The sequence below is a fragment of the Comamonas sp. UBA7840 genome (genome assembly GCF_002501455.1).
Lineage (GTDB): Bacteria > Pseudomonadota > Gammaproteobacteria > Burkholderiales > Burkholderiaceae_C > Comamonas > Comamonas jiangduensis.
Window position 1 is genome coordinate 36,418 of the sequence record NZ_DLTI01000001.1, and the last position, 26,754, is coordinate 63,171.

General features: G+C 59.0%; 19 protein-coding genes and 2 pseudogenes. 6 read left to right on the forward strand and 15 right to left on the reverse strand.

Annotation, left to right across the window (positions count from 1 at the left end):
* Positions 1–173: 173 nt before the first annotated feature.
* The 8 genes from panC to B3R00_RS00240 all read right to left on the reverse strand — a co-directional run bounded on the left by panC (position 174) and on the right by B3R00_RS00240 (position 9,817).
* On the reverse strand, positions 174–1,019 hold the full coding sequence (gene panC / locus B3R00_RS00205) for a pantoate--beta-alanine ligase (protein ID WP_219162142.1): 846 nt from the start codon (positions 1,017–1,019) through the stop codon (positions 174–176).
* Positions 1,020–1,105: 86 nt separating this feature from the next.
* Positions 1,106–2,002, reverse strand: a complete 897-nt coding sequence (gene panB / locus B3R00_RS00210; protein ID WP_286996708.1) for a 3-methyl-2-oxobutanoate hydroxymethyltransferase — start codon at positions 2,000–2,002, stop codon at positions 1,106–1,108.
* A 135-nt stretch (positions 2,003–2,137) separates the two neighbouring features.
* Positions 2,138–2,518, reverse strand: coding sequence for an aspartate 1-decarboxylase (gene panD / locus B3R00_RS00215; protein ID WP_219162144.1), 381 nt, complete (start codon positions 2,516–2,518; stop codon positions 2,138–2,140).
* A gap of 255 nt (positions 2,519–2,773) precedes the next feature.
* On the reverse strand, positions 2,774–3,277 hold the full coding sequence (locus tag B3R00_RS00220) for a hypothetical protein (RefSeq protein WP_286996710.1): 504 nt from the start codon (positions 3,275–3,277) through the stop codon (positions 2,774–2,776).
* A gap of 85 nt (positions 3,278–3,362) precedes the next feature.
* Positions 3,363–7,421 carry an ATP-dependent RNA helicase HrpA gene (gene hrpA / locus B3R00_RS00225; RefSeq protein ID WP_286996711.1) on the reverse strand — a complete coding sequence of 1,353 codons (4,059 nt, stop codon included), beginning with the start codon at positions 7,419–7,421 and terminating at the stop codon, positions 3,363–3,365.
* Between the two features lie 116 nt (positions 7,422–7,537).
* Positions 7,538–7,894: a hypothetical protein gene (locus B3R00_RS00230; RefSeq protein WP_286996713.1), complete on the reverse strand. Its 357-nt coding sequence runs from the start codon at positions 7,892–7,894 to the stop codon at positions 7,538–7,540.
* A gap of 217 nt (positions 7,895–8,111) precedes the next feature.
* Complete coding sequence (locus B3R00_RS00235; protein WP_376747690.1) at positions 8,112–9,122, reverse strand: c-type cytochrome; 1,011 nt, start codon at positions 9,120–9,122, stop codon at positions 8,112–8,114.
* A gap of 23 nt (positions 9,123–9,145) precedes the next feature.
* A complete protein-coding gene (locus B3R00_RS00240) occupies positions 9,146–9,817 on the reverse strand; it encodes a c-type cytochrome (RefSeq protein WP_286996715.1) in 672 nt (223 codons plus the stop codon).
* A gap of 296 nt (positions 9,818–10,113) precedes the next feature.
* On the opposite strand from B3R00_RS00240, the gene B3R00_RS00245 reads away from it, so the two are divergent.
* Positions 10,114–11,289 (forward strand): metallophosphoesterase, encoded by a 1,176-nt coding sequence (locus B3R00_RS00245; RefSeq protein WP_286996717.1) that lies wholly within the window; start codon positions 10,114–10,116, stop codon positions 11,287–11,289.
* Between the two features lie 98 nt (positions 11,290–11,387).
* Here the strand turns inward: B3R00_RS00245 and B3R00_RS00250 are convergent, their stop codons facing one another.
* Both B3R00_RS00250 and B3R00_RS00255 read right to left on the reverse strand, forming a co-directional pair.
* Positions 11,388–13,535 carry an FUSC family protein gene (locus B3R00_RS00250; protein ID WP_286996718.1) on the reverse strand — a complete coding sequence of 716 codons (2,148 nt, stop codon included), beginning with the start codon at positions 13,533–13,535 and terminating at the stop codon, positions 11,388–11,390.
* Positions 13,532–14,041 (reverse strand): MarR family winged helix-turn-helix transcriptional regulator, encoded by a 510-nt coding sequence (locus B3R00_RS00255; protein WP_286996719.1) that lies wholly within the window; start codon positions 14,039–14,041, stop codon positions 13,532–13,534. Before B3R00_RS00255 ends, B3R00_RS00250 begins: the two co-directional genes overlap by 4 nt.
* A gap of 146 nt (positions 14,042–14,187) precedes the next feature.
* Between B3R00_RS00255 and B3R00_RS00260 the strand changes: the two genes are divergently transcribed.
* Complete coding sequence (locus tag B3R00_RS00260; protein ID WP_286996721.1) at positions 14,188–15,153, forward strand: alpha/beta fold hydrolase; 966 nt, start codon at positions 14,188–14,190, stop codon at positions 15,151–15,153.
* An 87-nt stretch (positions 15,154–15,240) separates the two neighbouring features.
* Here the strand turns inward: B3R00_RS00260 and B3R00_RS00265 are convergent, their stop codons facing one another.
* The 3 genes from B3R00_RS00265 to B3R00_RS00275 all read right to left on the reverse strand — a co-directional run bounded on the left by B3R00_RS00265 (position 15,241) and on the right by B3R00_RS00275 (position 18,694).
* Complete coding sequence (locus tag B3R00_RS00265; RefSeq protein ID WP_286996730.1) at positions 15,241–16,821, reverse strand: PhnE/PtxC family ABC transporter permease; 1,581 nt, start codon at positions 16,819–16,821, stop codon at positions 15,241–15,243.
* Positions 16,822–16,835: 14 nt separating this feature from the next.
* The gene (locus B3R00_RS00270) at positions 16,836–17,657 is read right to left on the reverse strand and encodes a phosphonate ABC transporter ATP-binding protein (RefSeq protein ID WP_286996723.1); all 822 of its coding nucleotides are present in this window, start codon (positions 17,655–17,657) and stop codon (positions 16,836–16,838) included.
* Positions 17,658–17,812: 155 nt separating this feature from the next.
* Positions 17,813–18,694 (reverse strand): putative selenate ABC transporter substrate-binding protein, encoded by an 882-nt coding sequence (locus tag B3R00_RS00275; RefSeq protein ID WP_286996725.1) that lies wholly within the window; start codon positions 18,692–18,694, stop codon positions 17,813–17,815.
* A gap of 460 nt (positions 18,695–19,154) precedes the next feature.
* Here B3R00_RS00275 and B3R00_RS00280 point away from each other — a divergent pair, with 460 nt between their 5' ends.
* The 3 genes from B3R00_RS00280 to B3R00_RS00290 all read left to right on the forward strand — a co-directional run bounded on the left by B3R00_RS00280 (position 19,155) and on the right by B3R00_RS00290 (position 23,543).
* Complete coding sequence (locus B3R00_RS00280) at positions 19,155–19,280, forward strand: hypothetical protein (protein WP_257469047.1); 126 nt, start codon at positions 19,155–19,157, stop codon at positions 19,278–19,280.
* A gap of 146 nt (positions 19,281–19,426) precedes the next feature.
* Positions 19,427–20,773 carry an amino-acid N-acetyltransferase gene (gene argA / locus B3R00_RS00285; RefSeq protein ID WP_219162156.1) on the forward strand — a complete coding sequence of 449 codons (1,347 nt, stop codon included), beginning with the start codon at positions 19,427–19,429 and terminating at the stop codon, positions 20,771–20,773.
* Between the two features lie 391 nt (positions 20,774–21,164).
* A complete protein-coding gene (locus B3R00_RS00290) occupies positions 21,165–23,543 on the forward strand; it encodes an adenosylcobalamin-dependent ribonucleoside-diphosphate reductase (RefSeq protein ID WP_286996726.1) in 2,379 nt (792 codons plus the stop codon).
* 131 nt (positions 23,544–23,674) lie between these two features.
* Here the strand turns inward: B3R00_RS00290 and B3R00_RS00295 are convergent.
* Positions 23,675–24,599: pseudogene (locus B3R00_RS00295) on the reverse strand (IS5 family transposase); the annotation flags it as partial.
* A 133-nt stretch (positions 24,600–24,732) separates the two neighbouring features.
* On the opposite strand from B3R00_RS00295, the gene B3R00_RS00300 reads away from it, so the two are divergent.
* Positions 24,733–25,794, forward strand: coding sequence for an IS110 family transposase (locus tag B3R00_RS00300; protein ID WP_286996727.1), 1,062 nt, complete (start codon positions 24,733–24,735; stop codon positions 25,792–25,794).
* Between the two features lie 293 nt (positions 25,795–26,087).
* Here B3R00_RS00300 and B3R00_RS00305 read toward each other — a convergent pair.
* Positions 26,088–26,754, reverse strand: a pseudogene (locus B3R00_RS00305) (ferric reductase); the annotation flags it as partial.

Consider the following 26,754-nt stretch of genomic DNA (forward strand, 5'->3'; position numbering starts at 1 on the left):
TGGCGTGCCTCCGAAGAGCTCATGCACACCGCCCGGGAGCTCAATCATCTGGTGGCCTTTTTTGAGCCCCAACAACACACGGCGCCAGACAGCGCCCAAGCCACCTAAAAACAGTGCCCTTTCCTTTGGCCATCCACTGACCGAAAGGGCACCGAGGTGATGCGGACCGCGCCCTAAAATTCCAGGTTATCAATCAAGCGCGTGCCCCCCAGGCGCGCCGCGCCCAGAGCAACCAAGGGTGCTTGGCGGGCATGGTCCGCCGGGCATTGCAGATCATGGCGCTGGCGCACCGTAAGGTAATCGGGCTGCCAACCTTGCGCGCTGAGCTGCGCCATGGCTTGCGCCTCGAGCTGCGCCAGCGGCACCGCGCCCTCGCGCACTTGGTGGGCCAGCCACTGCAACTGCTGCGACAAGGCACGTGCTTGTGTGCGCTGCTCAGCGCTCAAATACGCGTTGCGCGAACTCAGGGCCAAACCATCGGCCGCGCGCTCGGTCTCCAAACCGATGATGGAGATGGGCAATGCAAACTGCTGCACCATGTGCCGAATCACCAGCAGCTGCTGATAATCTTTTTTACCAAATACCGCCAAGCCACCGCCGGTGCTGCCAAACACACAGGCAAACAGCTTCATCACCACGGTGCACACGCCAGTGAAAAAACCTGGGCGAAACTGCCCTTCCAAAATATCTGCCAAGGCCGCGTCCGGTTGCACCTTGTAGGTCTGGGGCTGGGGGTACAAGTCTTGCTCTTTGGGCGCAAATACGATGTCGCACCCCTGGGCCTCTAATTGCTCACAATCGGCTTGCAGCGTGCGCGGGTAGCTATCAAAATCTTCGTGCGGCAAAAACTGCAGGCGGTTCACAAAAATACTGGCGACCGTGGTGTCCGCATGGCGGCGCGCCTCGCGCACCAACGCCAAATGTCCGGCGTGCAAATTGCCCATGGTGGGCACAAAGGCCGGGCGCCCACGCCCAGCCAAAGCATGGCGCAAGTCTTCGATGGTGTGAACGATTTGCATGGTCTGTCTCCCTGTGTTTTTGCTGGCCGCCGGGCCAGCCATCGTTTAGCAGATACGCGCCGAGCGCACCCTTGGTGTGCCTGGACTTACCAAGCGTGCACGCTGTTATCGGGGAAAGTGCCGTCCTTGACGGCTTGCACATAGGCCTGCATGGCACCTTTGACGCTGCCCGCATCGGCCATAAAGTTGCGCACAAACTTGGGCATCTTGCCCAAATTCATACCCAGCATGTCGTGCAGCACCAGCACCTGGCCTGCAGTACCGTTGCCTGCGCCAATGCCAATCGTGTGGCAGTGCTGTAAATCCTGCGTGATGCTGGCCGCCAAGGTGGCTGGCACCATCTCCAGCACCAGCATGGCAGCGCCGGCCTCTTGCAGCTCTTTGGATTGCAGGCGCAGCAACTGTGCCTCGGCCTCTTCGCGGCCCTGTACGCGGTAGCCGCCCAAGGCATACACCGTTTGCGGGGTCAACCCCAGGTGGGCGCACACGGGCACGCCACGCGCCACTAAAAACTCCACCGTCTTGGCCGTCCAGCCCCCCCCCTCCAGCTTGACCATGTGCGCGCCCGCCTGCATCAGCGCACAGGCATTGCGCATGGCTTGCTCGGGGCTTTCGGCATAGCTGCCGTAAGGCATATCGGCCACCACCCAGATCGTGCCTTGGCTGCGGTGAATGCCGCGTGCCACGCTGGCCGTGTGATAGAGCATGTCGGTCATCGACACGCCCACCGTGCTGCGCCGGCCCTGGCAGACCATGCCCAGCGAGTCGCCCACCAGCACACAGTCCACCCCGGCAGCATCGGCCACGGCGGCAAACGTGGCGTCATACGCTGTGAGCATGGTAATTTTTTCACCCTGGCTGCGCATATGCGCCAAGCGCGGCAGGCTGACGGGTTTGCGCCCGGGCATGGGCGATGCGGGCGGCAAAGTACCGTAGGGCGTACCGGAAGGGGCCGCAGTGTCTGTTGGGTGCGTAGAAGTCATGGCAGCAATCACCGTGGGCGCAGACGGCTGGACTGGGGGGTGGTGCAACTGCCACCCGCAGCCTGGTCTGCAAAACCAATGAATACCCATGCGCCACAACGGCATGGGCGGTAAAAAATAGGGCGACAGCCCAGATTACAACGTTTGCAGGGGAACCTTGTGGCGCAACTCTGTTTGGCGATTGTGTTCATCCACAAACACCAGTTGCGGCAAATGTTCTGGGACATCGCTTTCATGCACCTGCGCAAAAGCCGCAATGATGAGCAAATCGCCCACCGCAGCACGGCGCGCCGCCGAGCCATTCACCGAAATCATGCCGCTGCCGCGCTGGCCCTTGATGGCATAGGTGACAAAGCGCTCACCGTTGTCGATGTTCCAGATGTGGATTTGCTCGTTCTCGGCAATATTGGCGGCATCGAGCAGATCTTCATCGATTGCGCAGGAGCCCTCGTAGTGCAGCTCACACTGCGTGGTCTTGACCCGGTGAATCTTGGATTTCAAAAGCGTGCGGAACATGGTATCTCCCTGTGTATTTATAGCGCCATGGCACGCTGCAGTGGGTAACCAAGCACCCACTTGCACCGCCCCCTTGTTTCGCCGGGCGCATTGTGCCCGTACCCGATCGAAGGCTCAACCACTCAATACATAGGGTCATCCAATGGTGCTTGACGGGGCCACCTCCGCACGCCATCCGGTCGTGGCGACTGCGTCAAGGCATGGCAGCACTTCCACGCCCCCGCCACAGCATGCCAACCACCGCTAGGCAAGCGCTTACAAGCCCAGGTCTTGGGCCGCAGCTTTGAGTTCTGCCAGCTGGAACTCCTGCACGGTGTGCTTGGAAGCAATGCTGCGGTTGTCAGGCCCGGGCACCAGCAGCCAGGCGGTCCCGCCCTCTTCCACCGGGTGATGCATGGCAAACATCAAGAACTCACAGTCAATCGCCCAGACATCGTCCACATCCATCGCTTGGCATTCGGCAGGAATGTGCATGAACGTCACCTGGTGCGAGACGGCGCGCAAAAAGTCGTCGTCTTGCGCCTGATCAGCATCGGCCGCACCTTGCACAGGGTCGACATGGCGCACCAGCGGGGTGCTGCTAAAGGCGTTGTGCTCCCACTCCTCGTGCTCGCGCTGGAACATCAACGTGGCACGGCCCGTGAAGGCAAAGCCCGAGGGGTCGTCACCGATGCGGTAAGCGCGCGCTGCGGCCACGGCCTGGGCATAGCTGTTGTTGTCGATGGCGACCACGCGCAGGTCTTGGGTGATATCGGTCATACAAAATTCCTGAAAGAAAGCCCGGCCTGTTACCAATGCCGGGCTGTGATGATGCTTGTGACGCAGGTGGCACCACAAGCAGTTTTTACTGTTGCAGCTGTGCCCAGACCTTATCCAGGCGCTTGGCACTCACCGGGTACGGCGTGCGCAGCTCTTGGGCAAAAAAGCTCACGCGCAGCTCTTCCAACATCCAGCGGTACTCCTGCATGCGCGCATCGACTTGGCCCTTGCGCTCTGCCACCAGGCGCCAATAACGCTGCTCCAGCGGCTGCAGCTCCTTGAGCTTGGCGGCATCGCGTGCCGGGTCAGCGCGGTATTTGTCCAGGCGAATGGTGATGGCCTTCAGATAGCGCGCATAGTGGCCCAGCTGCGCCCAGGGTGCGACGGCGATAAAGTTTTTAGGCATCAGCTTTTGTAGCTGCTCGCCCGCATCCTTCGTGGCTTCAGGCGCATTTTTGGTGTCCTTGATCTTGCGCGCCGCAGCGGCGTACTCGGTCAGGATGACGCCCGCCATGCGCGCCACTTCGTTGGCAATCAAGGTCAGGCGGCCACGACCATCTTGCACGCGCTGCTTGAAGTCGACCTCGTTGGCAGGCAGCGGGTCTTGCAAAAAGGCACGGTCAATAGCCACGTCGATGATCTGGGCGCGCAGCTCTTCCTGCGTGCCCAGGGGCATATACGCCACGGCCATTTTTTGCAGGTCTGGAATGTTCTTTTCGAGGTACTTGAGCGCGTCCTTGATTTGCAGCGCAAACAGGCGGCGCAGACCGATGCGGTGCTTGGCGGCAGCCACTTCGGGCTCGTCAAAGACTTCAATGCCTACCTCAGTGCCGTGATCGATCAAGGCAGGAAAGCCGATCAGCGTGGTGCTGCCCTTGCTGATTTCCATCAGCTCTGGCAGCTCGCCAAAGTTCCACGCGGTGTAGCGCTGCTCGGCCTTTTGGGCTGGCGCGGCCTTGGCGGCAGCCTTCTCGCTTTTAGGAGCTACTGGCGCTTTACCAGACTGCGCTGGAGGCTGATTTGACTGAGATTTTTCAGCAAGCTGCGTGGCTTCGTCGAGCTTGAGCGAAGCCAGCGCCTGGAACGCACCGCGCGCCTTGGCGCCCCACTCGGCCTTGAGCGCAGCCAAGTTGCGACTTTGCCCCAGTTGGCGGCCATGCTCGTCAATCACGCGGAAGTTCATGAACAGGTGCGGGCTGAGCATGTCCAGCTTGAAGTCGGCGCGCTTCACATCCAGCGAGGTTTCATCACGCACCTGTTTGAGCAGCACGTCAATCAGCCCGCCCTTGGCCCAGCGCTCGCTCTGCGTAAACAGCTCGGCCAGTCGCGCCGCGCTTTCGGGCAGCGGTACAAAGCGGCTGCGCGGGCGCTGCGGCAGGCTCTTGAGCAGGGCTTGGATTTTGTCCTTGAGCATGCCGGGCACCAGCCATTCAGCACGCTCTTCGCTCACCTGGTTGAGGACAAACAGGGGCACTGTCACCGTCACGCCATCGCGCGCGTCGCCCGGGCTGTGCAGGTAGGCGGCCGTACAGTCCACCCCGCCCAGCTTGATGAGTTTGGGGAAGTTGTCCGTGGTAATGCCTGCGGCCTCATGGCGCATCAGCTCGTCTTTGGACAGGCGCAGCAGCTCAGCCTGCCCCTTGCTGGCCGTGCGGAACCACTTGTCAAACGTGGCGCCGCTGTAGATGCCATTGGGGATGTGCTGCTCATAGAAGGCGTAGATCAACTCGTCGTCCACCAGCACGTCTTGGCGGCGCGACTTGTGCTCCAAGTCTTCGATCTTGCGCACCATCTTCTGGTTGCTGGGCAAGAAGTGCCATTGCGTATCCCACTGCCCCTCCACCAGCGCCTGGCGGATGAACATGCGGCGCGCCTCGTCCGGGTCCACGCGGCCATAGCTGACGCTGCGGCCGTTGTAGACCACCAGCCCGTAAAGCGTGGCGCGCTCCTGCGCCACCACATCGGCCTGTTTCTTGGACCAGTGCGGGTCCAGCAACTGCTTCTTTAAAAGGTGTGCGCCGACTTCTTCCAGCCACTGCGGCTCAATCGCCGCAATGCCGCGGCCATACAGGCGCGAGGTTTCGACCAACTCCGCCGCCACAATCCAGCGGCCGGGCTTTTTGCTCAGGTGCGCGCCGGGGTGCGGGTGGAACTTGATGCCCCGCGCACCCAAGTAGGCATCGCTTTCCTCGCCCTTGTAGCCAATATTGCCCAGCAAGCCGGACAGCATGGACAGGTGCACGGCGTCATAGCCCGCAGCTTCGTTGTTGATGAGCCACTTGTGCTCTTTGAGCACCGTGAGCAGCTGGCTGTGAATGTCACGCCACTCGCGCACGCGGCGAATGTTGATGAAGTTCTGGCGCAGCAACTGCTCCCACTGGCGGTTGCTCAGCTTGTGCGTGGCTTCGTCGGCAGCTTGGTTGTCTGCAGGGTTGAACAGTGCCAAGCGCTCTTGCACCGTGCCTTCCACCTGCGCGCCGCTGCTGCGCTGGCTCACGGGCAAAAACGCCTGATTGCGCGCTGTTGGCTTGGCGACAGGTTTGTTTTGCGCGGCCATCTCTGCACGTGTTTTGGCGACCACCTTGCCGCCGCGCGCGTCCATCAGCCACTTCCACAGGCGCAAGTAACCGGTGAATTCGCTCTTTTCATCGTCAAACTTGGCGTGCTGCTGGTCGGCCTGCTGCTGTGCCTCAAGTGGCCGGTCGCGCACGTCCTGCACGGACAGGGCCGAGGCAATGATCAACACCTCTGCCAGCGCCCCGCGCTCGCGCGCTTCCACAATCATGCGGCCCACGCGGGGGTCCAGCGGCAGGCGCGAGAGTTCCTTGCCCATCTGCAGCAGATTGCCGCGCTCGTCCACCGCGCCCAGCTCGGCCAGCAGCTGGTAGCCATCTGCAATCGCGCGGCCGCTTGGCGCTTCCAAGAACGGGAAGTTCACCACATCGCCCAGGCCCAGCGCCTTCATGCGCAGGATCACCCCTGCGAGCGAGCTACGCAGAATTTCCGGGTCGGTAAACGGCGGGCGGCTGGCAAAGTCGGCCTCGTCATACAAGCGAATGCAGATACCGTTGGCCACGCGGCCGCAGCGGCCTGCGCGCTGGTTGGCGGCGGCCTGGCTGATGGGTTCGACCAGCAACTGCTCCACCTTGCTACGGAAGGAATAGCGCTTAACGCGCGCTGTGCCTGCATCAATCACGTATCGGATGCCCGGCACGGTGAGCGAGGTTTCCGCCACGTTGGTGGCCAACACAATGCGCCGGCCGGTGTGGCCGTCAAAAATGCGATCCTGCTCGGCCTGCGACAGGCGTGAGAACAGCGGCAGCACCTCGGCACTGCGCAAGGCAGGCTGGTGCTGCAGGTGTTTGCGCAGGTGGTCGGCGGCTTCGCGGATTTCGCGCTCACCGGGCAAGAAAATCAGAATGTCGCCACCCGTGGCACCGCCATTCCACAACTCATCCACACCATCGGCTATCGCGTCGTTGAGGTCGTAGTCCTTCTTTTCCTCAAACGGGCGGTAGCGCATCTCCACCGGATAGGTGCGGCCCGACACCATAATGACCGGCGCAGGGCCCTTGGGCCCTTCGAAGTGCTTGGCAAAGCGGTCTGCATCGATCGTCGCCGAAGTCACTACGACTTTGAGATCAGGCCGTTTGGGCAAGATCTGGCGGATATAGCCCAGCAAGAAGTCGATGTTCAGGCTGCGCTCGTGCGCCTCGTCAATGATCAGCGTGTCATAGGCTTTGAGCAGCGGGTCGGTCTGCGTTTCGGCCAGCAAGATACCGTCGGTCATCAGCTTGACCGAGGCGTTCTTTTGCAGCGTGTCCTGAAAACGTACCTTGTAGCCGACCAGCTCACCCAACGGCGAGTTCAGCTCTTCCGCAATGCGCTTGGCCACTGAGCTTGCCGCAATACGGCGCGGCTGGGTGTGACCGATTAGGTGACCGCGCACGTTGCCATTCGCATCAGGCACGGCATTGACCTTGCCCCGACCCAGCGCCAAGGCAATTTTGGGCAACTGGGTAGTTTTGCCCGAGCCCGTTTCGCCGCAGACGATGATGACTTGGTGCTTGTCCATCGCCTCCATGATTTCTTCACGGCGGGCGGATACGGGCAGGGACTCGGGGAACGTGATCTTCAAAGACATAAGGGGCGCAATTATCCCCGCAGCGCCCCAACTGCGCTGCGGACAGGTTTAGCGCGGGGACGAAAAAAATCCCCGCAGCCACCACTGCGGGGATTTGATGATCTTCGTTCAGAGCATCAATCTTTCTTGGTGTCTACATAACCCACGCCTGCACCAAAATTCATACCTTGCTGGGCGAAGGAGTAACCCACATCGGCGCCCACGTACACATTGTTCTCACCCAAGTAGGCAACGCCCACATTCGGGCGAAAGCCGCGGTCGCTGAACGAGTAGTCCACCCCCAGATATCCGGCAGCTTTTTTCTCTTTGTCCGTGGAGAACATCTTGATGCCTAAAGCAGGGCCTGCACTGGGCTTAGGCCCCCCAAAAGTCCATGTCAGGCCTGCACCCCAGCCCACATCCGCCATGGCTGCTGTCGACAGCGTCAATGCAGTCAACACAGCGCCTGTGGTTGCTAGAAATTTTGTTCGCATTCCAAATGCCTCCTGAGTTCAGTTTACCGCACCCCCATGGTCGGCATTGACTCATTTTCAGGAGCACCAGGGCCATACCCTGTCAGACAGCGCCTTCGATACATACTGATAAATTTGCTCGCTCCGAACGCATGCACAGCCAGCACCTACACACACAAAAAAAGCGCACAGGTGATGCACCTGTGCGCTTTGTACTGCCGCCCTCAAGAGCGGGGCGTTAAACGCCCTTACCCAGCATCTTGCCGTTGACTTCTACGCCATACAGCGAATTGGGCGAGTTGTGGAAGATTTCACGGGTCTTGGCGATATCGCCGTTGAAGCGTGGATCTTGCGGGCGCTCAAAGCTGTTGATATAGGTGGCAGCTTCCCAAGCCTCTTGGTCCGTCAAATCGTTGTGCAGGCCATAAGGCATGTTGGACTTGATGAAGCTGGCGGCCTTATCGATTTCGTGCATGCCAGCGCCCCAGTTGTAAGACTCTTTGCCCCACAGTGCGGGGAACACCGTCACACCATCTTTTTTCTGACCTTGGCCGTTATCACCATGGCACAGGGCACATTTGGCTTCATAGACCTTCTGGCCTGCAGCAAATGTAGGGGCCACCTCAGGCTTGGGCACCTTCTTGAAACCGGCACCCGGCAGCTTCTCGCCCGTGGGCGCCTTTTGTGCCAGCCAGTAAGAATAGGCTTCAATCGCCACCAGAATGTCGTGACCATCATCCGGCGCCTTGCCGTTCATGGAGTACATGAAGCAGCCGCGCACACGCTCTGCAAAAGTATCGACGTGGTCGGTCTTTTTACGGTAGGCAGGGTACATGGGGTAAGCACCCCACATGGGCGCTGCATTGTTCAAGCGCCCCGCATCCAAGTGGCAATTGGCGCAGCTGAGTGGGTTGCCCGAGAAGCCCTTGGCATTTTCTGGAGTGCGCAGGAAGATGGCTTCACCACGCTGGATCCACTCACCCATTTTGGTATCTGGAATGTCTTGCGCGCCGGGCACGCTGTAAGCCACTGACTGCATGCCACCGCCCGCTGCCAAAGCTGCTGCTTGTGCCAACTTGGCCTGTTGGGCCGCTTCTGCCGCGGCTGCGCGCTGCGCGCGCGGTGTATCGGGGATGCTGTAGAAAATACCACCGAGCGCAGCTACCAAAGGAATGGCGCAGAAAGCCAGAGCGAGTGCTGTTCCTACTTTGGCACTGAAAGCGGGCGTAGTCTTACCCTTGTCGGAAATAATATGCATGTCCGGTCACTTCCTTAATTCGAGGCTGGCTTGGCACCTTGGTGCAGTTGCTGGTAGTAATCAGCCACGTCCTGCACGTCTTGATCCGTCAACTTCTGGGCAATGCTGCCCATCAGCCCCAGCGGCCCGGCATCACGCTCATGCTTTCGCCATGCAGCCATTTGCGTTTGCATGTATTTCGCATCCAGATGACCAATCGCGGGGAAGTCCGTGCCTACGCCGGTACCGCCAGGCCCGTGGCACTTGGCACAGGCAGGAATACCATCGGCCCAGCGTCCACGCTCCACCAGCCAGGCGCCATTACTGTCTTTGGACTTGGGCAACGCACCCACTTTGCTCTCAATAGGCAGCTTCAAGCTGGCGTAGTAAGCCGCCACATCGGCTTTTTCTTGGTCTGTCAACGCACGCGCGACGGGCGCCATCGTGACGGCCTTGCGCTTGCCTGCAGCCAGGGTATGCAACTGGCGCTCCAGGTAACCCGCTGACTGGCCAGCCAACGGCGGAAACCCAGGCCCGCCCTCGCCTTGGCTACCGTGGCAAGAAACGCAGGCAGGCGCACCTTGCGCGCCACCGTTCGCAGCGATGTTGGCACCTGCCTTGACATCAGCCGCCCACAACGGGAAATGGCTGGCTAACAGCAAAGCAAGGCATGCCAAGCCTTGAGAAGAGGCCTTGGATACAGGCATAAAAGTTGAAGGTAAAAATTAGAAGCTAGAGTGGTCTGCCACTTCCGAAGACCGAAGAACAGCAGGCCGTGCGAGCGTGTGGCCTTACAAACAGAAGGCGTATGACACACATTGATTCGAAAGAGAATAAAAAAACAAAATTAAGAGAAGATTAAGAATTGATGCAACACAAACCATCGTCAATACATGTCAATCAATAAGTTTTGATTGATCTATCACACACCCCCAGCACTCGTTTGCAACATTTGGCGCTCAATCGCCTCCTAGGCTGAGCCGTTTTACCCCCTCCGACTCCCGTGATTTTTTACGCTGTTTTGATTGCTCCCATCGCAGCCCTTTGGCTGTGGGCACCACTTTTTCGCCAGCATCGCCGTGCCTATGTTGGCTGCGCACTGGTCACGGCACTGCTGATCGCGGCGCCCGCTCTACTGATTTACGCCATGCGCAGCGACAGCATGGACTTTGGTCTGGTCTCCCGCTTGCAATTGCTCAGCGGCGGAATGCTGGCCACGATTGGCATGGGCCTGGTCTTTGCCTTGGCACGAGATATCTTGTGGCTGCTGGCTCGCCTGATGCGCAGTACACAAGCTGCCCGCTGGATAGCACGCCCGCGCTGGACGGCCGGGTTCCTGGTAATGGCTCTGCTACTCAACGGCTATGGTCTGACCCAAGGCACACAGCTGCCTGCTGTCCATGAACATGAAGTGACACTTCCACGCCTGCCTCCAGCGCTGGATGGTCTGCGCATCGGTGTGATGGCAGACATTCACGCCACCCCTGTCAACAACGCTGTTTACGTACAGGGTTTGGTCGATCGTTTGAATGCGGCCCAGCCCGACATGGTGCTACTGCCGGGCGACCTGATCGACGGTGACGCACCGAGCCAATGGGGCAATATCGCTCCGCTGGCCCATCTCCAGGCACCACTGGGTGTGTGGTCTGCCCCTGGCAACCACGAGTACTACAGCGGCTACAACGCATGGGCCAAAGTGTTCAGCCGCTTGAACTTGAATTACTTGGCCAACCAGGCCCAGATATTGCACGTACGTGGCCACACACTGGCCATTTCTGGAGTGGGTGACCCTGCATATGGGCGCCTGTCCACACACAATACCGACCCCAGCGTTCCCGAAGGGGTTCCTCCAGACATACACGCTGTAGCCGCACAAATTCAAGCCGCAGGTGGTGCGGATATTCACATCTTGCTGGGGCATCAACCCAAGATGGCACGCAGCTATGCTCCACACGGCGTAGACCTGCAAGTGGCTGGCCATACGCACGGGGGGCACATTGTGGGCATGGATCGCTGGCTGGTCGCGCCTGCGAACGATGGTTTCGTACGTGGGCTGTATGACGTGGGTGCGATGCGCTTGTTTGTGAGCGCAGGCGCCGGACTGTGGCCCGGCTTTGCAGTGCGCTTGGGCGTTCCACCATCGATTGATGTACTGGTGCTGCGCGCCCCGCAGCTCTAAGCGTCTGGCTATTCCAACAAAAACCGGCCTCGCCAAAACCGGTTTTTGCAGCAAAAACTAAATAGACAAATCGCTTAGCCGCTTAGCCGCTTAGCCGCTTAGCGCAAAGCTTGTCGCACGCCATCCAAAACAGGAATGTCCCGCTGCGCAATACCCAGGAACTGCACTGCCAACACGGCTGGTAGAACAGGCTGCTGGGCCAAACTGGCCCAAGCAGCCCGTGCTTTGCGACTTACCACATCACCTGGCTGCGCCTTCCCCCAAGCCACGGTGCGTTGCAGCGCCACTTGCGCCAAACGCTCCGTTCGGCGCAATGCAGGGGTGGCAAAAATAGTCTCCCTGCGCCACTGCTGCAGCTGCAACATGGCAGTTTGCATCGCGCGAAGCGACAGCCCCATCCGTGGCAATTGGGCGCGCTCTGGCAGCTGTGTTTTATCTGCCCAGCGCACCAAGCGGAGCAATCGGTGGTGCAGTTGTGCCTGCCACCAATTGCTGGCAGCAACAGACACTGCCATCCCGCGCGAAGGCTTGGCCTCTTCCTGCAGGCGGTGCGCCATCGCAGGCACCTCCTGCACCATCATGCGTGCCAAGGTTTGCATACGCCGCTGCGCATTGGTGGGGTAGACCCAGCGGTACACCACCCATGCCAGGGCTGGGCCAGAAACCACCGCCAGCGCCATGCTCAGGTGTTGACCCAAGCTGGCGGTGTCGGGGAACACTGGCGCCAGCAAGATAAACATCGCCATATTGATATCCATAGCGCCAGCCACTGTGCGTTTATGCGCAAACAGCAAGCCCCCCATCAACGCAAACGGCAGCACCATCCACACCATTTGTCCGGCTGACTGTGCCCACGGCCAGATCAACGCCTGACACAGCAGCGCAAGGCCCGCCCCAATCAGCTGGCCGCGCAGCACAAAAGCCATGGTTCGCCCGGGGCTCTCAAAGGCAGAAAACACCAGCAACATGACCGACAGCCCGAGCATGCCAAACGCCACAATGCTCGCTTGGGTCCATGCCCACACAATGCCAAAAATCAGCAAGGTGCCCCCAGCACGCACCGCGGCTTCACGGGCACCGACCCAGTCTCGATGCAGTGGCAATCGCTCACTACTACCAGGGCGCCAGCTGGAGCGGGTGCGGCCCTGCAGATCCAGTTCTTCGGCACGCAGGCCTTGGCGCATTTCCTGCAGCAACCTGTACAGCGCCTGCATCACCGGAGGCACCTGTTTGGCTTGCGACTGCACACCTGCTACCGCGTCTTCACAGGCGCCAATCGCTTGGCGCAATGCACGGTGCACGCACAGAGCCTGATCCTCCTGCTGCTGTGGGGGCGCTTGCAATGCGGCAACCAACTGCTCCAGCGCTTGTGCCAGCGGTGCATATGGCGGTTGTGGCGCCTCTTTCACCTCTTGTTCCAGTGCGTCGGAAGCCTCTGCAGGCGCTTGCATCTGCCGGGCCTGACTTTCCAGCCCCAAAAAGTACACCAGCTCTAACGCATGGTGCTGCTGCCAATGCATGGCTTGGGATGTATTGCGCGCAGTGCGAGAGCCTTCTGGGTAGAGCTCCAGCAACTCCTCCACCTGTGCCAAGCGACTCAACAGCTGCGCGTAGTCACCACCTGCTGGCCTGTGTTGCTGGCGCAGATCTGCCGCCGTCGCTTGGAGCACACCTGCCAGTGCTGCGCGGCTTTGGGCAATGAGCACGGCAGCTTTGCGGCGTGGCGCAAAACACCAAGAGACACACAAAGCGGCAGCCACCCCAGTGACCACGGTGAACATGCGATCCCAAGCCAAAGGCCAAACGCTGTCGGCAGGGCCGTGGTGCAAAAGCACCACCATGGCCGCCGAATAACCTGCCAGCATGCAGCCATAGACCATATAGCCGCGCTGCAAATTACCCAAGAACGCACACAATGCGCCCCACAAGGCCAAACCAAACGCCAGCACCCACAGCGACTCCTGCGCCACCAGCACCAAAGCAATGGCAAACACCACCCCTACGACCGAGCCAGAAAAACGATAGATCCCGCGCGACAACAAGTGCTCACGCATGGGCTGGCTGGAGGCCCAGGCAGACATTGCAGCCCAGTGCGGATGCTCCAGCCCGATCGCATAGGCAATCCACAACGCAACGAATGCTGCCAAGGCTGTGCGCAGTGCAAATGCCAGTACCGGCACGTGAAACCCCATGGCCCCACCCGCGCGCTGCCACCAGCTTTGCACCGCTCCTTCCGCTGTACTCATACGCTGGCCTTGTCTTGGGTCTGAATACACGCCAGCCGCTCGTGCAATTGCTGCATGCCTTCACGCAAAGTGCTGATAGTGCGGGCATCCATTCCGGCCAACACCTGCGCTTCAACTTGGTACAACTTGCCGCGTACATCGGCGACCACCGCCAATCCTTGCTCCGTCAACCGCAGTGACTTGCTGCGCCGATCACTGGCATCGGTTTCGCGCACCACCAAACCACGCGACTCCAGCAAGTCGACCACGCGCACCAAGGTCGAACTGTCTAAACCTACACGCTGTGCCAGTTGCTTGAGGGTCAGCGCCTGGTCTGCCGCATGCAGGTGAAACAGCGGCACCCATGTGGTATCCGTCAGCCCCAAGTCGGCCAGCCGCCCATCCACCACACTACGCCACGTGCGGCTCACCCGCATCAGCAGGTGGCCAAAAAACAAAGCATCGGGCGGCGTCTTCTCAAAAGCAGGTGGTAATTCAGCAGTCTCAGGAGTTTTCTTGTGGGTCATGAATGGAGTGCCAAAACAAATAGTTTGCAATGCAAATTATTTTAGTGACAAACCAAATACCCTCATCGCACCACGATCACCCTCATACTCCGCACCAAGCGCTCATCGCTACACCGCACCCTTGGCTGCGCCGTAGATACCTTTTTATGCAACACCGCTTTCCCTCCGCCGATCCTGACCTTGACCAATTTGCCGATCTCCCCAACGGCATACGCATTTGCTTTCGCAGTTATGGCCAGGAACACCACCCCGCGGTCGTATTGGTCGCAGGCTTAGGGTTGCAGCAAGTATCTTGGCCGCTGGATTTGATTGACGGCCTCGCTGCTGCAGGGCTGCGCGTTATCACCTTGGACAACCGCGACATTGGCCGCAGCACACACCTGAACCACCAGCTTCCCCCGCCACGCTGGCGTTTGCTGTGCGGCGTACTCCCCACTGGCCATTACCGCTTGGATGACATGGCCCAAGACGTTGCACTGCTGCTGGGGCACTTGCATGTCCCCCAGGCCCACGTTGTCGGCATGTCCATGGGCGGCATGATTGCCCAGTCGCTGGCGGCGCTTTACCCAGCCAAAGTGCGCTCACTCACTTCTATCTTCTCCACCACAGGCAACAAGCGCGTAGGGCAACCCGCAGGCTCTACCGTGTTGCGCATGCTGTTGAGCAAACCCGCCTGGACGTTGCCCGCCGCACAAGACAAATACGTCAAATTCATGCGCCACATCGGCAACCCCAAACTGCCAGGCATTGAAGACGCATGGCGCAACTACATAGCTTTGGCATGGCAGCGCACCACACCCGAGCAGGCGATTCCCGGCTATGAACGCCAAGTCACAGCCATCGTGGCTTCTGGCGACCGCTCAGCGCAACTCTACAAAATTGACACCCCCACACTGGTGATCCATGGGGACAAAGACCGTATTGTTCACCCCAGCGGCGGCGCAGCCACCGCGCGCTCCATTGGTGGCGCGCAGTTCCATACGCTGCAAGGCATGCGCCACCAAATTGATGAGGTGGTCACGCCCTATTTGCTGCGAGTGATCGTGCCCCATATACAGACGGCACAAACCTTTGCGGGTGCCGAGGAAACCACCTCGCAAGCTGCCGCCTGAAACCACACAACGCATGCAGCGCACCCATAAAAAAAGGCGCCCTGCAGCGCCTTTTTTATCGTTCAACGCGGTCTACCGCCAGCATCGCTAGCGCATCGCACGGCGCAGCCACGCACTGGCTTGGTCCACCGCAATCGACAGCAGCAGCATCGCAATGATGACCGTGCTGGCCTCTGCATAGTGAAACAGCGAGAGCTTGAAATACAGCAGCTGGCCCAGCCCGCCCGCCCCTACAAAGCCCAGGATGGCTGCCATGCGAATGTTCATCTCCCAGCGGTACAGCGTATAGGCCAGCAACTGTGGCGCAGCGCCGGGCAAGGTGCCGTACAAAAATGCCAGCGCGCGTGAGCTGCCCGAGCGGCGCAGGGCCTGTGCAGGCGCAACGGGTGCATTCTCTAGCGCCTCCGCATACAAACGGCCCAGCACTCCCGCCGTGTGCAACGCCAGCGCCAAAGCCCCTGCAAAAGGCCCCAGCCCCACGGCCAACGCTGTGATGGTGGCCCACACCAGTTCAGGCACCGAGCGCAGCACGTTCAGCACCACATTCCACGGCGCACGGAACTTGGGCAGCGCCAGCACCATGCCAGCCACCGCGGCCAGCAGCGTGCCCACCACGGAAATCGCCAAAGTTTCCCAGATCCCCACAGCCACCGCCCACAACCATTCACGGCTGGTATCCGGAGGGAAAAACCCGGTCACAAAGTCAGCCATGGCTGAAGCTGCATCGCCCGTGAACAAGGCCCACAAGTCCATGTCCAGCAACTGCCAGCTGGCCACCACCCCCGCCAGCAATGCCGCCAGCACCGCCATGCTGCGCACACCCCAGGCGCTGGCCCGGGCTGCCGGCGTGGCATCCAGCGCGCGGCGCAGCGCGTTGGACAAGGCATCGGCCAGCAGCACCAGCGCCATAAAAACCAGCAAGATGGAGCAGGCCTCGCCGCCATTGAGCATCTTCATGGCCTGATCCATGAGCTGCCCCAGCCCCCCTGCCCCGACAAAGCCCATCACCACGGAGGCGCGAATCGCGCATTCCCAGCGGTACACGGTGTACGACACCAGCTCTTTCGAGACCAACGGCAACAAACCATACAGCAGCGCCACTGCACGTGGGCTGCCCGTGCGCAGCAAAGCACGTGCGGCAGTGCCGTCTTCGCTTTCCAGAATTTCGGCATAGACCTTGCCCAGCATGCCGCCGTAGGTCAGCCCCAGCGCCAGCACCCCGGCTGCAGGGCCCAGCCCAAATACGCGCACAAACACCAGCGCCCACACCAGCTCGGGAATACCGCGTAGCACGGTGAGCACACCACGCGCCAGCGGGTTTTGCGTAGCCTTTTCGCGTGCAGCGCTGCTGGCCCAGTACGACAGCGGCACGGCCAGCACAAAAGCCAGCAACAAACCCATCGTGGCAATCGCCAAGGTCTCCAGCGTGGCTTGCCAGAGGTAGCCACCAAACTCCGCACTGGTTTCTGGTGGTACAAAGCCTGCCAAAAAACCGCCGATTACGTGCAGATTGTTCGCATCCAGCAAAGACGACAGCTGAAAGCCTGCACCCTGAAACAGCGGCCACAGCACCACCAGCGCAATGACCGCGCCCCACAAACGGCGTGGCCCAGCCGGGTCATGCAACGTGCCAATGCCTGTGCCAGCGACGGCATCGTCAGCCCCCATCATGCGGCGCTGCATCAGCGGCACCCATGGGCTGGCATAGACACCGCAGCAACCGCAGCATGCGACGGCGCACAATCGGGCGCCACCGTCACCGGCGCCGCCTCTGCCGCGTACAGTGCCTGCAACTGCGCATCACGCACATCTGCCGCAGGCACATCAAAAGCAATGCGCCCATCGCGGATACCAATCAAGCGGTCAAAGCACGTGCGCGCCAGCTCCACCGCATGCAAGCTGGCCACCAAGGTGGCATTGCGCGCTTTGGCTTCTTGCACCAGCAGTTGCACCGTCTCCAGCGCCAACGTGGGGTCCAAAGCGGACACTGGCTCATCCGCCAAAATCAGTTGTGCTTCTTGGTAGAGCACGCGCGCAATCCCCACACGCTGCAGCTGGCCGCCCGAAAGCTGGTCGCAACGCACAAACAATTTGTCCCCCAGATGCACGCGCTGCAGCGCCTGGCGTGCGCCCGCGATGTCCTGCGGATAGAGCAGCGAAGCCAGCGACTTCCACACTGGCCACTGCCCCAGCTTGCCAGCCAGCACGGCGGTGACCACGCGCTGGCGTGGCGGAATGGGGGCCGCCTGGTGCACGGTGCCGATGCGCGTGCGCAACTGGCGCAAGGCTGCACCCGTTGCAGCAGGCGCCTGACCCAACACCGTGATCGCCCCTTGGGTGGGGCTGCAGGCCGTTCCAATCGTGTTGAGCAAGGTGGTTTTGCCCGCACCGGAAGGGCCAATCAACGCAATGCTCTCGCCCTGCTGGGCTTGCACGCTGATATCTGCCAGCGCCACATAGCCATTGCTGTGGGTAAGCCCCACGTTATGCAGTAAAAAGCTCATAAATATGCTCCGCCAACCATAGCTGTCAGCGCTTGGTGCATATGCCTTTGTAGGCAATTTGGCATTGAAATCAAAGACCGACGCGCAGCAGACTGCCTTGCCCTGCCTGCAGCACAGCCACAGACAGGTCAAGGCAGATGCCGCACCACTTGCGCTTACTTCAGCAGGCCTGCGGCCTTGGCAGCGTCTTCAATGCCTTGGTAGTTTTCAGGCTTGGAGGCAGTGAACTTGGAGGCACGCTGCAAGTCCATGATGGCCTTGTGCTCAGGGTTGGCCGGGTCCAGCTTCAAGAAAGCGTCGGTCAGCTTCTTGGTGATTGCAGGATCCAAATCGCCACGCACCGTCCAGTTGTAGTCAAAGTACTCGGGGGTGGTGTAGAACACGCGCACCTTGGCAGGGTCTACCTTCTTGGCCTCTACCAACTTGTCCCACACCGAAGTGTTGAGCACTCCCGCATCGGCCTTGCCGGCGGCCACAAAGGCCACGGTGGCATCGTGTGCACCCGAGTACGCCACGTTCTTGAAGTCTTTTTCTGGGTTGATGCCGGCCTTCTGGATGAAGTAACGCGGCATCAGGCTGCCCGAGGTGGACGACGGTGCGCCAAAGGCAAAGGTCTTGCCCTTCAGGTCTTCCAGGGTCTTGATGGCGGGATCGGCCGTGATAAAGCGCGAGGTGAACACCGCGTCTTCCGCACGCTGCACGATGGGGTTGGCCGTGCCTTTGGTGCGGATCTTGGCCTGCACATAGGTAAAGCCGCCCAGCCACGCCATATCCAGCTTGCCGGTGGCCAGCGATTCCACCACGGCGGCGTAGTCGCTCACGGGGGTGAACACTACCTTCATGCCAGTTTCTTTGGACAGGTACTCGCCCAGGGGCTTGAATTTGCGTTGCAGCTCGGTGGGGGCTTCGTCAGGAATGGCCGAAACACGCAGCGCCTTGTCGGCAGCCGATGCCGAGAAAGAAGCCAAGGCAGAAGTTGCGGCAACAGCAAGCAGCGCCTGCTTGATCGCCAAGCGGCGGGCAAAAGATGTAGTCATGAAGTTTCCGATTCAAAAATCCACCACCGGACGGACAACACGGCGGCTTAATAGTCAGCCCCAACGGGGCATGGAATAAGGGCGGTGCAACTGACCGCTGACCTGAATTCTCGCACCGATGCTTTGGATTGAAGGGCCGTCAAACCATTAACCACAGCGCGCGTTGCCCCCATCCCCAGCAAGGCTTGCAGATAGGTCGCTATTGATATCAAAGCATCTGACGCTTATGCAGGCTTATTTTTCCTATCCATAGCATTCAAAACCCATGAACTACAAGCGCCTACAGCTCTTATTTTTGAAATACTCGACCGCCTTCGCAGCAACGCCCCACCGCAAGGCGGTGTCCCCCTGCGGGAAGCCCCGCGCACAGCTATCGCCCTTGGCCTACGCCTGCAGCGCTGAAGGCTATGTAATTTCAGACCCATGGGAGCGCCACCCATTTGCCAGAAAGGAGCTCGCGATGTTAGACAACGCCACCCTCCACGATCTCATACTCACGGTGCTGTATTACGCCAGCCCCTTGCTCTTGCTGGCCGGCGTTGCGGGTTTTGCCACCAGCATGGCCATGTGGTTCATTCGCCGCTAAAGCGCACGCCCCTAAAGCCTTCGCTGTTGACGAATCGTACATTGACACAAAAAGCGTCGCAGCAGCCATCTACACCGCTACACTTCACAACGGCTTGCATTCCGAGGGGAATGGCAAGCCTTTTTCCCTTTGCACGTTGCCCATCCATGTCCACAGTTTTCAATTTCACCTTCGTCCCTTGGTTCCGGTCCGTGGCCCCCTATATCCACAAGTTCCGACACCAGACCTTTGTGGTGGGCATCACAGGTGAGGCGATTGCCGCAGGCAAGCTGCAAGGCATCGTGCAAGACCTGGCACTGATCCAGGCCATGGGCGTCAAAATTGTGCTGGTGCATGGCTTTCGCCCCCAGGTCAACGAACAACTGCGCCTCAAAGGGCAAGAGCCCGCCTATTACAACGGCGTGCGCATCACCGACAGCGTGGCACTGGACTGCGCCCAAGAAGCGGCCGGTCAGCTGCGTTATGAAATTGAGGCCGCCTTCAGCCAAGGCCTGCCCAACACCCCCATGGCGGGTGCCCGCGTGCGTGTGATGTCCGGCAACTTTTTAACCGCGCGCCCGGTGGGCATCGTCAACGGCGTGGACTTTATGCACTCCGGCCTGGTGCGCAAGGTGGACGGTGAAGGTATTCAGCGCGCACTGAACTCGGAAGCCATGGTGCTGCTCTCGCCCTTTGGCTTCTCGCCTACGGGCGAAGCCTTCAACCTGAGCATGGAAGAAGTGGCCACCCGCGTGGCCAGCGAGCTCAAGGCCGACAAGCTGCTCTTTTTGACCGAAGTGCCCGGCGTGCGCACCCGCCCCCAAGACCCTGAGGGCGAAGACAACCCGATTGACACCGAGCTACCTCTGGCACAAGCACGCAAACTGCTGGCGCAACTGCCACCGCCCCAATTGCCCACCGACACCGGCTTTTACCTGCAGCATTGTGTGCGTGCCTGCGAGCATGGTGTGGAGCGCAGCCATATCCTGCCGTTTGCGGTAGATGGCGCGCTGCTGCTGGAAATTTATGTGCACGACGGCATCGGCACCATGGTGATCGATGAAAAACTCGAAGAACTGCGCGAGGCCACCATTGACGATGTGGGCGGCATCATTCAGCTGATTGAGCCCTTCGAGAACGACGGCACCTTGGTCAAACGTGATCGCACCGAGATTGAAAGCGACATCGCCAGCTACACCGTGATTGAACACGATGGTGTGATCTTTGGTTGTGCCGCCTTGCACCCCTACCCCGAGGCCAAAACTGGGGAAATGGCTGCGGTGACCGTGTCACCCAAGGCCCAAGGCACAGGTGACGGTGAAAAACTGCTCAAACGCATCGAGCAACGTGCTCGCGAGCAAGGACTGGAGTCGCTGTTTGTTTTGACCACTCGCACCATGCACTGGTTCATCAAACGCGGCTTTCAGCCCGTCAGCCCCGATTGGCTGCCCGAAGCGCGCAAGTCCAAATACAACTGGAGCCGTAAAAGCCAAGTGCTCGTCAAACACCTGTAACACCTACTTACCGACTGACGGCGAAATTTATTTAAGCCGAAATTACCAACAATTAGCGGCTATCTGCATATGCGTCATAGCGTTTATGCTATTTATTTGATAATTTCAATCGCACTAGAATAGAGCGCTGCGCAGGGCATACACGCTCCGGCGATAGCCCTGACAAAGGGTGCTGCCAATGCAGTGCTTACAAGCTGGACACTCGGTTTTTGGGTTTAAATCACCTTTGTCGGATGTACTTCCGAGCAGATCCACAAGGTCTGAAACCGATCCCCTGGCCGAGCGTGCAAAGTGCGCCCGGCCTCTTTTTTTTCGCGACTTGCGCACAACTTTTGCTTACAAGTGTTGGCACAAGAATGTCTAGATTTTTTTACTTCTTTACAAAGACGCAATGACTTCTTTGAACACGCAACCTATCAGCCAAGACGTCTTGGCCGAGAAATATCTGGCAGCCGGAGAACAAACCGCTGAAGATCTGTTCCGCCGCGTCTCCCAAGCTCTGGCCGATCAAGAAAAACCAGAACTGCGCGCCCAGTGGGCAGAGAAGTTTTTCCAGAATATGCAAGCAGGCGCCATCGGCGCAGGCCGCATCATGGCAGCTGCGGGTCTCGACACCAAAGCCACGCTGATCAACTGCTTTGTACAGCCCGTGGCCGATGCCACCAACGGCTTTGATGAAAACGGCAACCCCGGCATTTACACCGCGCTGTCGCAAGCCGCAGAAACCATGCGCCGCGGCGGTGGTGTGGGCTATGACTTCTCCAACCTGCGTCCCAAGGGCGCCAAGGTCAAGGGCACCAACTCCTACGCCTCAGGCCCCTGCTCCTTCATCGACGTGTTTGACGCATCGTGCACCACCGTGGAATCCGCTGGTGCGCGCCGCGGCGCCCAGATGGGGGTGATGCGCATTGACCACCCCGATGTGCTGGACTTCATCACCGCCAAGCGTCAAAAAGGCCGCTGGAACAACTTCAATGTTTCCGTGGGTGTCACCAGCGACTTCATGCAAGCAGTGGAAAACGACAGTCCATGGGAATTGGTGCACGTTGCCACCCCTTCGGATACCCAAATTGAAGGCGGAGCCTACCAGCGCGCGGATGGCAAGTGGGTCTACCGCACGACCACTGCGCGCGAGCTGTGGGATGCCATCATGAAGTCGGCCTACGACTTTGCAGAGCCCGGTATCTTGTTTCTTGACAACATCAATACCGACAACAACCTGTACTACGCGGAAACGATTGCGGCCACCAACCCCTGCGGCGAGCAGCCTCTGCCGCCCTATGGCTGCTGCGACTTGGGCCCCATCATTCTGACCAAGTTTGTACGCGATGCTTTCACTGCGAATGCGCGCTTTGACTTTGACGCGTTCCGCGCTGCAGTGACCATCCAGGTGCGCATGCTGGACAACGTGCTGGATGCCACCGTCTGGCCCCTGCCCGAACAGCACAAGGAATCGCAGCAAAAACGCCGTATTGGCGTCGGCTTTACCGGCCTGGGCGACGCGTTGATCATGCTGCGCCTGAAGTACAACAGCGACGAAGGTGTCGCCCAAGGCGAAGAAATTGCCTGCCAGATGCGCGATGCTGCATACCTTGCTTCGGTGGAGCTGGCCAAGGAAAAGGGTGCTTTCCCGCTGTTTGATGCCGACAAATACCTCAAGAGCGGCTTCACCCAACGTCTGCCTGAAGCCATTCGCGATGAAATTCGCAAACACGGCATCCGCAACAGCCACCTGCTGTCGATTGCCCCTACAGGCACGGTGTCACTGGCTTTTGCCGACAACGCCTCCAACGGCATCGAGCCGCCTTTCTCGTGGACCTACAACCGCAAAAAACGCACCGCTGACGGTGGCAATGCGCACTACACGGTCGAAGACCATGCTTACCGCATATTCAAGGCCATGTTCGGTGCAGATGCTGCATTGCCCGATTACTTTGTCAGCGCCTTGGAAATGACTGCAGCCGAGCACGTGGCGATGATGCGCGTGGTTCAGCCTTACATCGACACCGCCATTTCAAAGACCGTCAACATCCCAGCCGACTATCCGTTTGAGGACTTCAAGAACCTCTACATGGAAAGCTGGAAAGCTGGCCTGAAGGGCTGCGCCACCTATCGACCTAATGACACACTCGGAGCGGTTCTGTCGGTGGAAGCACCCAAACCCACCGAAGCTCCCAAGCCTGCTGCAGCAGCCACCCACAGCAGCAGTATCGCTGCTGTCGTGGAGCGCCGCCCCGAAGGTCCGCTGAATGCAGTGGTCGACAAAATCGAATACTTCACCCATGACGGTGCACGCCGCCTGTACTTGGTGGTGAGCTTTATGCTGGTGGACGGCGTAGAGCGCCCCATCGAGTTCTTTATGCCGGTGGGCCAAACCGGCGAAAGCCAGCAATGGATCACGGCCACCATGCGCTCGCTGTCACTGGCAGCACGTGGCGGTTTCCTCGAGAAAGCACTGGAAGACCTGCGCAAAGTGGCCTGGGATCGCGGCCCCATCCGTTACGGCTGGCGTGACAAGGAAGACGGCAGCCGCATGCCCATTTGGCATGACAGCGAGGTAGCACTGCTGGCCTACGCCATCCAAGCCATCATCGCCAACCGTGGCGAGGCACAGCCTGCACCCTCCACCTCCGCAGCACCTGCTCCTGCCCCCGCAACCACTCCAACCATGAGTGGCACCAAATGCCCAGATTGCGGCGCCCATGCTGTGATCAAAAAAGACGGTTGCTCTTTCTGCACCGCCTGTGGCTACATCGGTGCCTGTGGCTGATCCTGGATAAGCAGCTAACTCAATAGCCAAAAAGAAAAAGCCAGTGGTAGCTACCACTGGCTTTTTTATGTATTGATAGGCGTTGTTGCACAAATCTAGTCTGAGGCAAGTTACCCCAAACCCAGCCGTGGCTATGCCACGGCTGCCGTCTGAGGACGGCCCAGTTCTGTGAATCGATTCAATATGGCTGCTCGTATGTGCAGCTCGTTAACTTGGTGCTCAAACGTCCGAGACATCACTCGCTCGCCCAGCCGCTTGATGCAGTGCATCTTGGTTTCCACCAAACTTCGCCGGTGATAGCCAATCCAGCCCTTCCAGATACTGCGCCCTAGCCGCTTGCATGCAGTAATGGCTGCATTGCGGTAATCAAAGACACTTCCCCTACGAATTCGAGCATTCTTGCGTGGAGGAATGATTGGGATAGCACCACGCCTGATGACAGCTTCGTAGGCTGGCTGTGTGTCGTACGCACCATCCCCCGTCAGACTCTCTAGCGTTTCATCCGCAGGCAACTGCTGTAGCAAATCAGGAATCGCTGCAGCGTCACTGACGTTGTTCGATGTCACACAGATGGCTCGAATCTGCAGTGTCTTGGCGTCAATGCCGATGTGCAGCTTGCGCCATTGACGGCGGCGCTCAGGGCCATGCTTTTTGCATTTCCACTCGCCTTCACCCAGGAACTTGATGCCTGTTGAATCGACTAGTAGGTGTAAGCCAACTTTACTGCGGGTATACGGAATCTGGACGTTTAAATCGAGTTGCCGCCTGCACAGCGTACTGAAGTCCGGTACTGGCCAAGCAAGCCCATACAAGTGCAGTACCGACTCGACTAGCCCAGTGGTTTGCCTGAGTGCCAGGCCAAACAGGTTCTTGAGCGTTAAACAAAATTGAATAGCGGCATCAGAGAACTTCGGAGTGCGTGCAGCGTTTGTCGCTGGCAGCGGCAAACCAGCACATGCGCTTGTCCAGCCACACCGTCAAAGAGACCCGAGCTTTAAGGGCTGCGTTGTACTGTTTCCAGTTGGCGGTTCGGTAGCGGGGCTTACGGGGCTGGCTCTTGCAGCAAGCCTACAGCTTGCTGAGCAACGATTTGAATACGAAAGACTTCCCACTTTCTTGACTCTGTTTGCAGGGCAGTGTCAGGTACAAAGTAAGTGAAGTTCATTCGTCATTCACCAGGAGTTGTGCCATGCAAACCATCATCCGTGTCGGTGTGGATATCGCCAAGAATGTGCTGCAAGTGCACGCAGTAGATGCCCAAGGCAAAGTGGTCACCAACCGAGCCATTCAGCGCAGTAAGTTCTTGGCATGGTGCGCTCAATTGCCTGCTGGATGCTTGGTTGCCATGGAAGCTTGCGGTGGAGCTCACCACTGGTGCAGACAATTGCAAGGCATGGGGCTAGACGCACGAATGATCGCTGCGACCTTGGTTGCTCCATATCGCATGCAAGGTAAAGGTGGCAAGAACGATGCCAATGATGCTGCAGCCATCTGTGAAGCCGCTAGCCGCCCACAGATGCGCTTTGTGTCTGTTAAGTCCATCGACCAGCAGGGTATGCTGTGTGTGCACCGACTGCGTGAAGGCTTCAAAGAAGAACGCACAGCAGGTATCAATCGTATCCGTGGCCTGCTCGCTGAGTTTGGGGTTGTGCTACCGCAAAGCCCCAGAGTTTTACGTGCGCATTTACATGACATCTTGGAGGATGCCAGCAACGAGATTGCTGGTACAGCTCGCCTTGTGCTCCACCAAGCATTGATGCACTGGCAGGAACTCGATGGCCACATTCATTGGTGTGAGCAGCGCATCAATGCTCATTACAAAGATGATGAGCAAGTTCAGCGTGCTGCTGGCATCAAAGGGCTTGGGCCGCTAAGTGCATCGGCTGTTGTGGCCACCGTGGGCGACTTCAAACAATTTAAGAATGGCTCACAGTTCGCTGCTTGGCTGGGATTAACGCCCAGACAAAACTCCAGCGGTGGCAAATCCAGCTTGGGATCTATCACCAAACGTGGAGACAGCTACCTGCGCTCACTATTGATACAGGGAGCCAAAGCAGTGTTGCTCACGGGTAAATACAACCTCGATCCCATCTCCCAATGGGCTATCACCTTGAGACAGCGCAGTGGATGGCAAAAGGCTGTCGTGGCTCTAGCCAATAAAAATGCTCGCATCCTCTGGGCGTTGATGACACATCAACGCAGCTACGAAGCCACTCATATCAGTACCAGGCCAGGCGAGATCATCGCTTAAGCCCACCCCCTTAACTTGCCAGACGTGAAATCAAAGATGCAATAGACAGGTCAGACCAGCAGCAGACAAGCTCGCTTGTTGCATTGTGAGTCCAAGGACATCACGAGATTTGAATGGAGCCCTGCTGCGCGGTTTGTTTCTTGGGGCGCACACCAAAGTGCAAAACCCCGTCTGTAGATGTGCAGTCTGTTCCTCGTTTTACGCCTCTTGAGCACTACGGCAGTCAGGTCCATCAAAAAAAAAACCATCAGCGCTTGCTTGTATGGGAAGTCTCTGTAGTGCAACAACGCCCATCAACGCATATCAAAGAGTTCCTGGTGGAACCGCTCGGCAGGCAGTCCCTGGGCACAAAAATCTTCGCGCAAAGCTTGCCCAAAACCAGCAGGTCCGCAGAACCAGATACTTGCATTGCGCCATTGCGGCACAGCCTCTCTGATGCGCTGACCGTTCAGTCGGCCATTTTTACCATCCACCAACAGATGTAGTTGAACCTCGGCGGCTGCGGCATCTGCCGTGAGCCGATCTATCGCAGACTGATCGTAGTCTGCGGTCGGATGAAACAGATCAACTGTCCTGGTACGCGGGTTAACCGCACGGTGCTGAAGTCGAGCAATGAAGGGGGTAATGCCGATGCCTGCGCCGATCCAGATCTGGTGTGGCTGCGTGTCCTCAAAGTCAAAGCAGCCATAAGGTCCTTCTACGGTGACTGGCATGCCAACCTTCAGACTTGCTCGCATGCGGCTGGTGTAGTCACCTAGGTCTTTAGTGATGAAAGTCAGGTGCGGGGTGTCCTGTTTCCATGCAGAGGCAATGGTGTACGGGTGTGCACCCTCATTTTTGTCTGTAGTGACAAAGGCGAATTGACCTGCTGCATGGCCAGGCCAACCCTCATTAACCACGACAGTGGTCGCCAGCACCCGCAGTGCAGGAAATTCCGTCAGGGTGTTGATTTCCATCCAG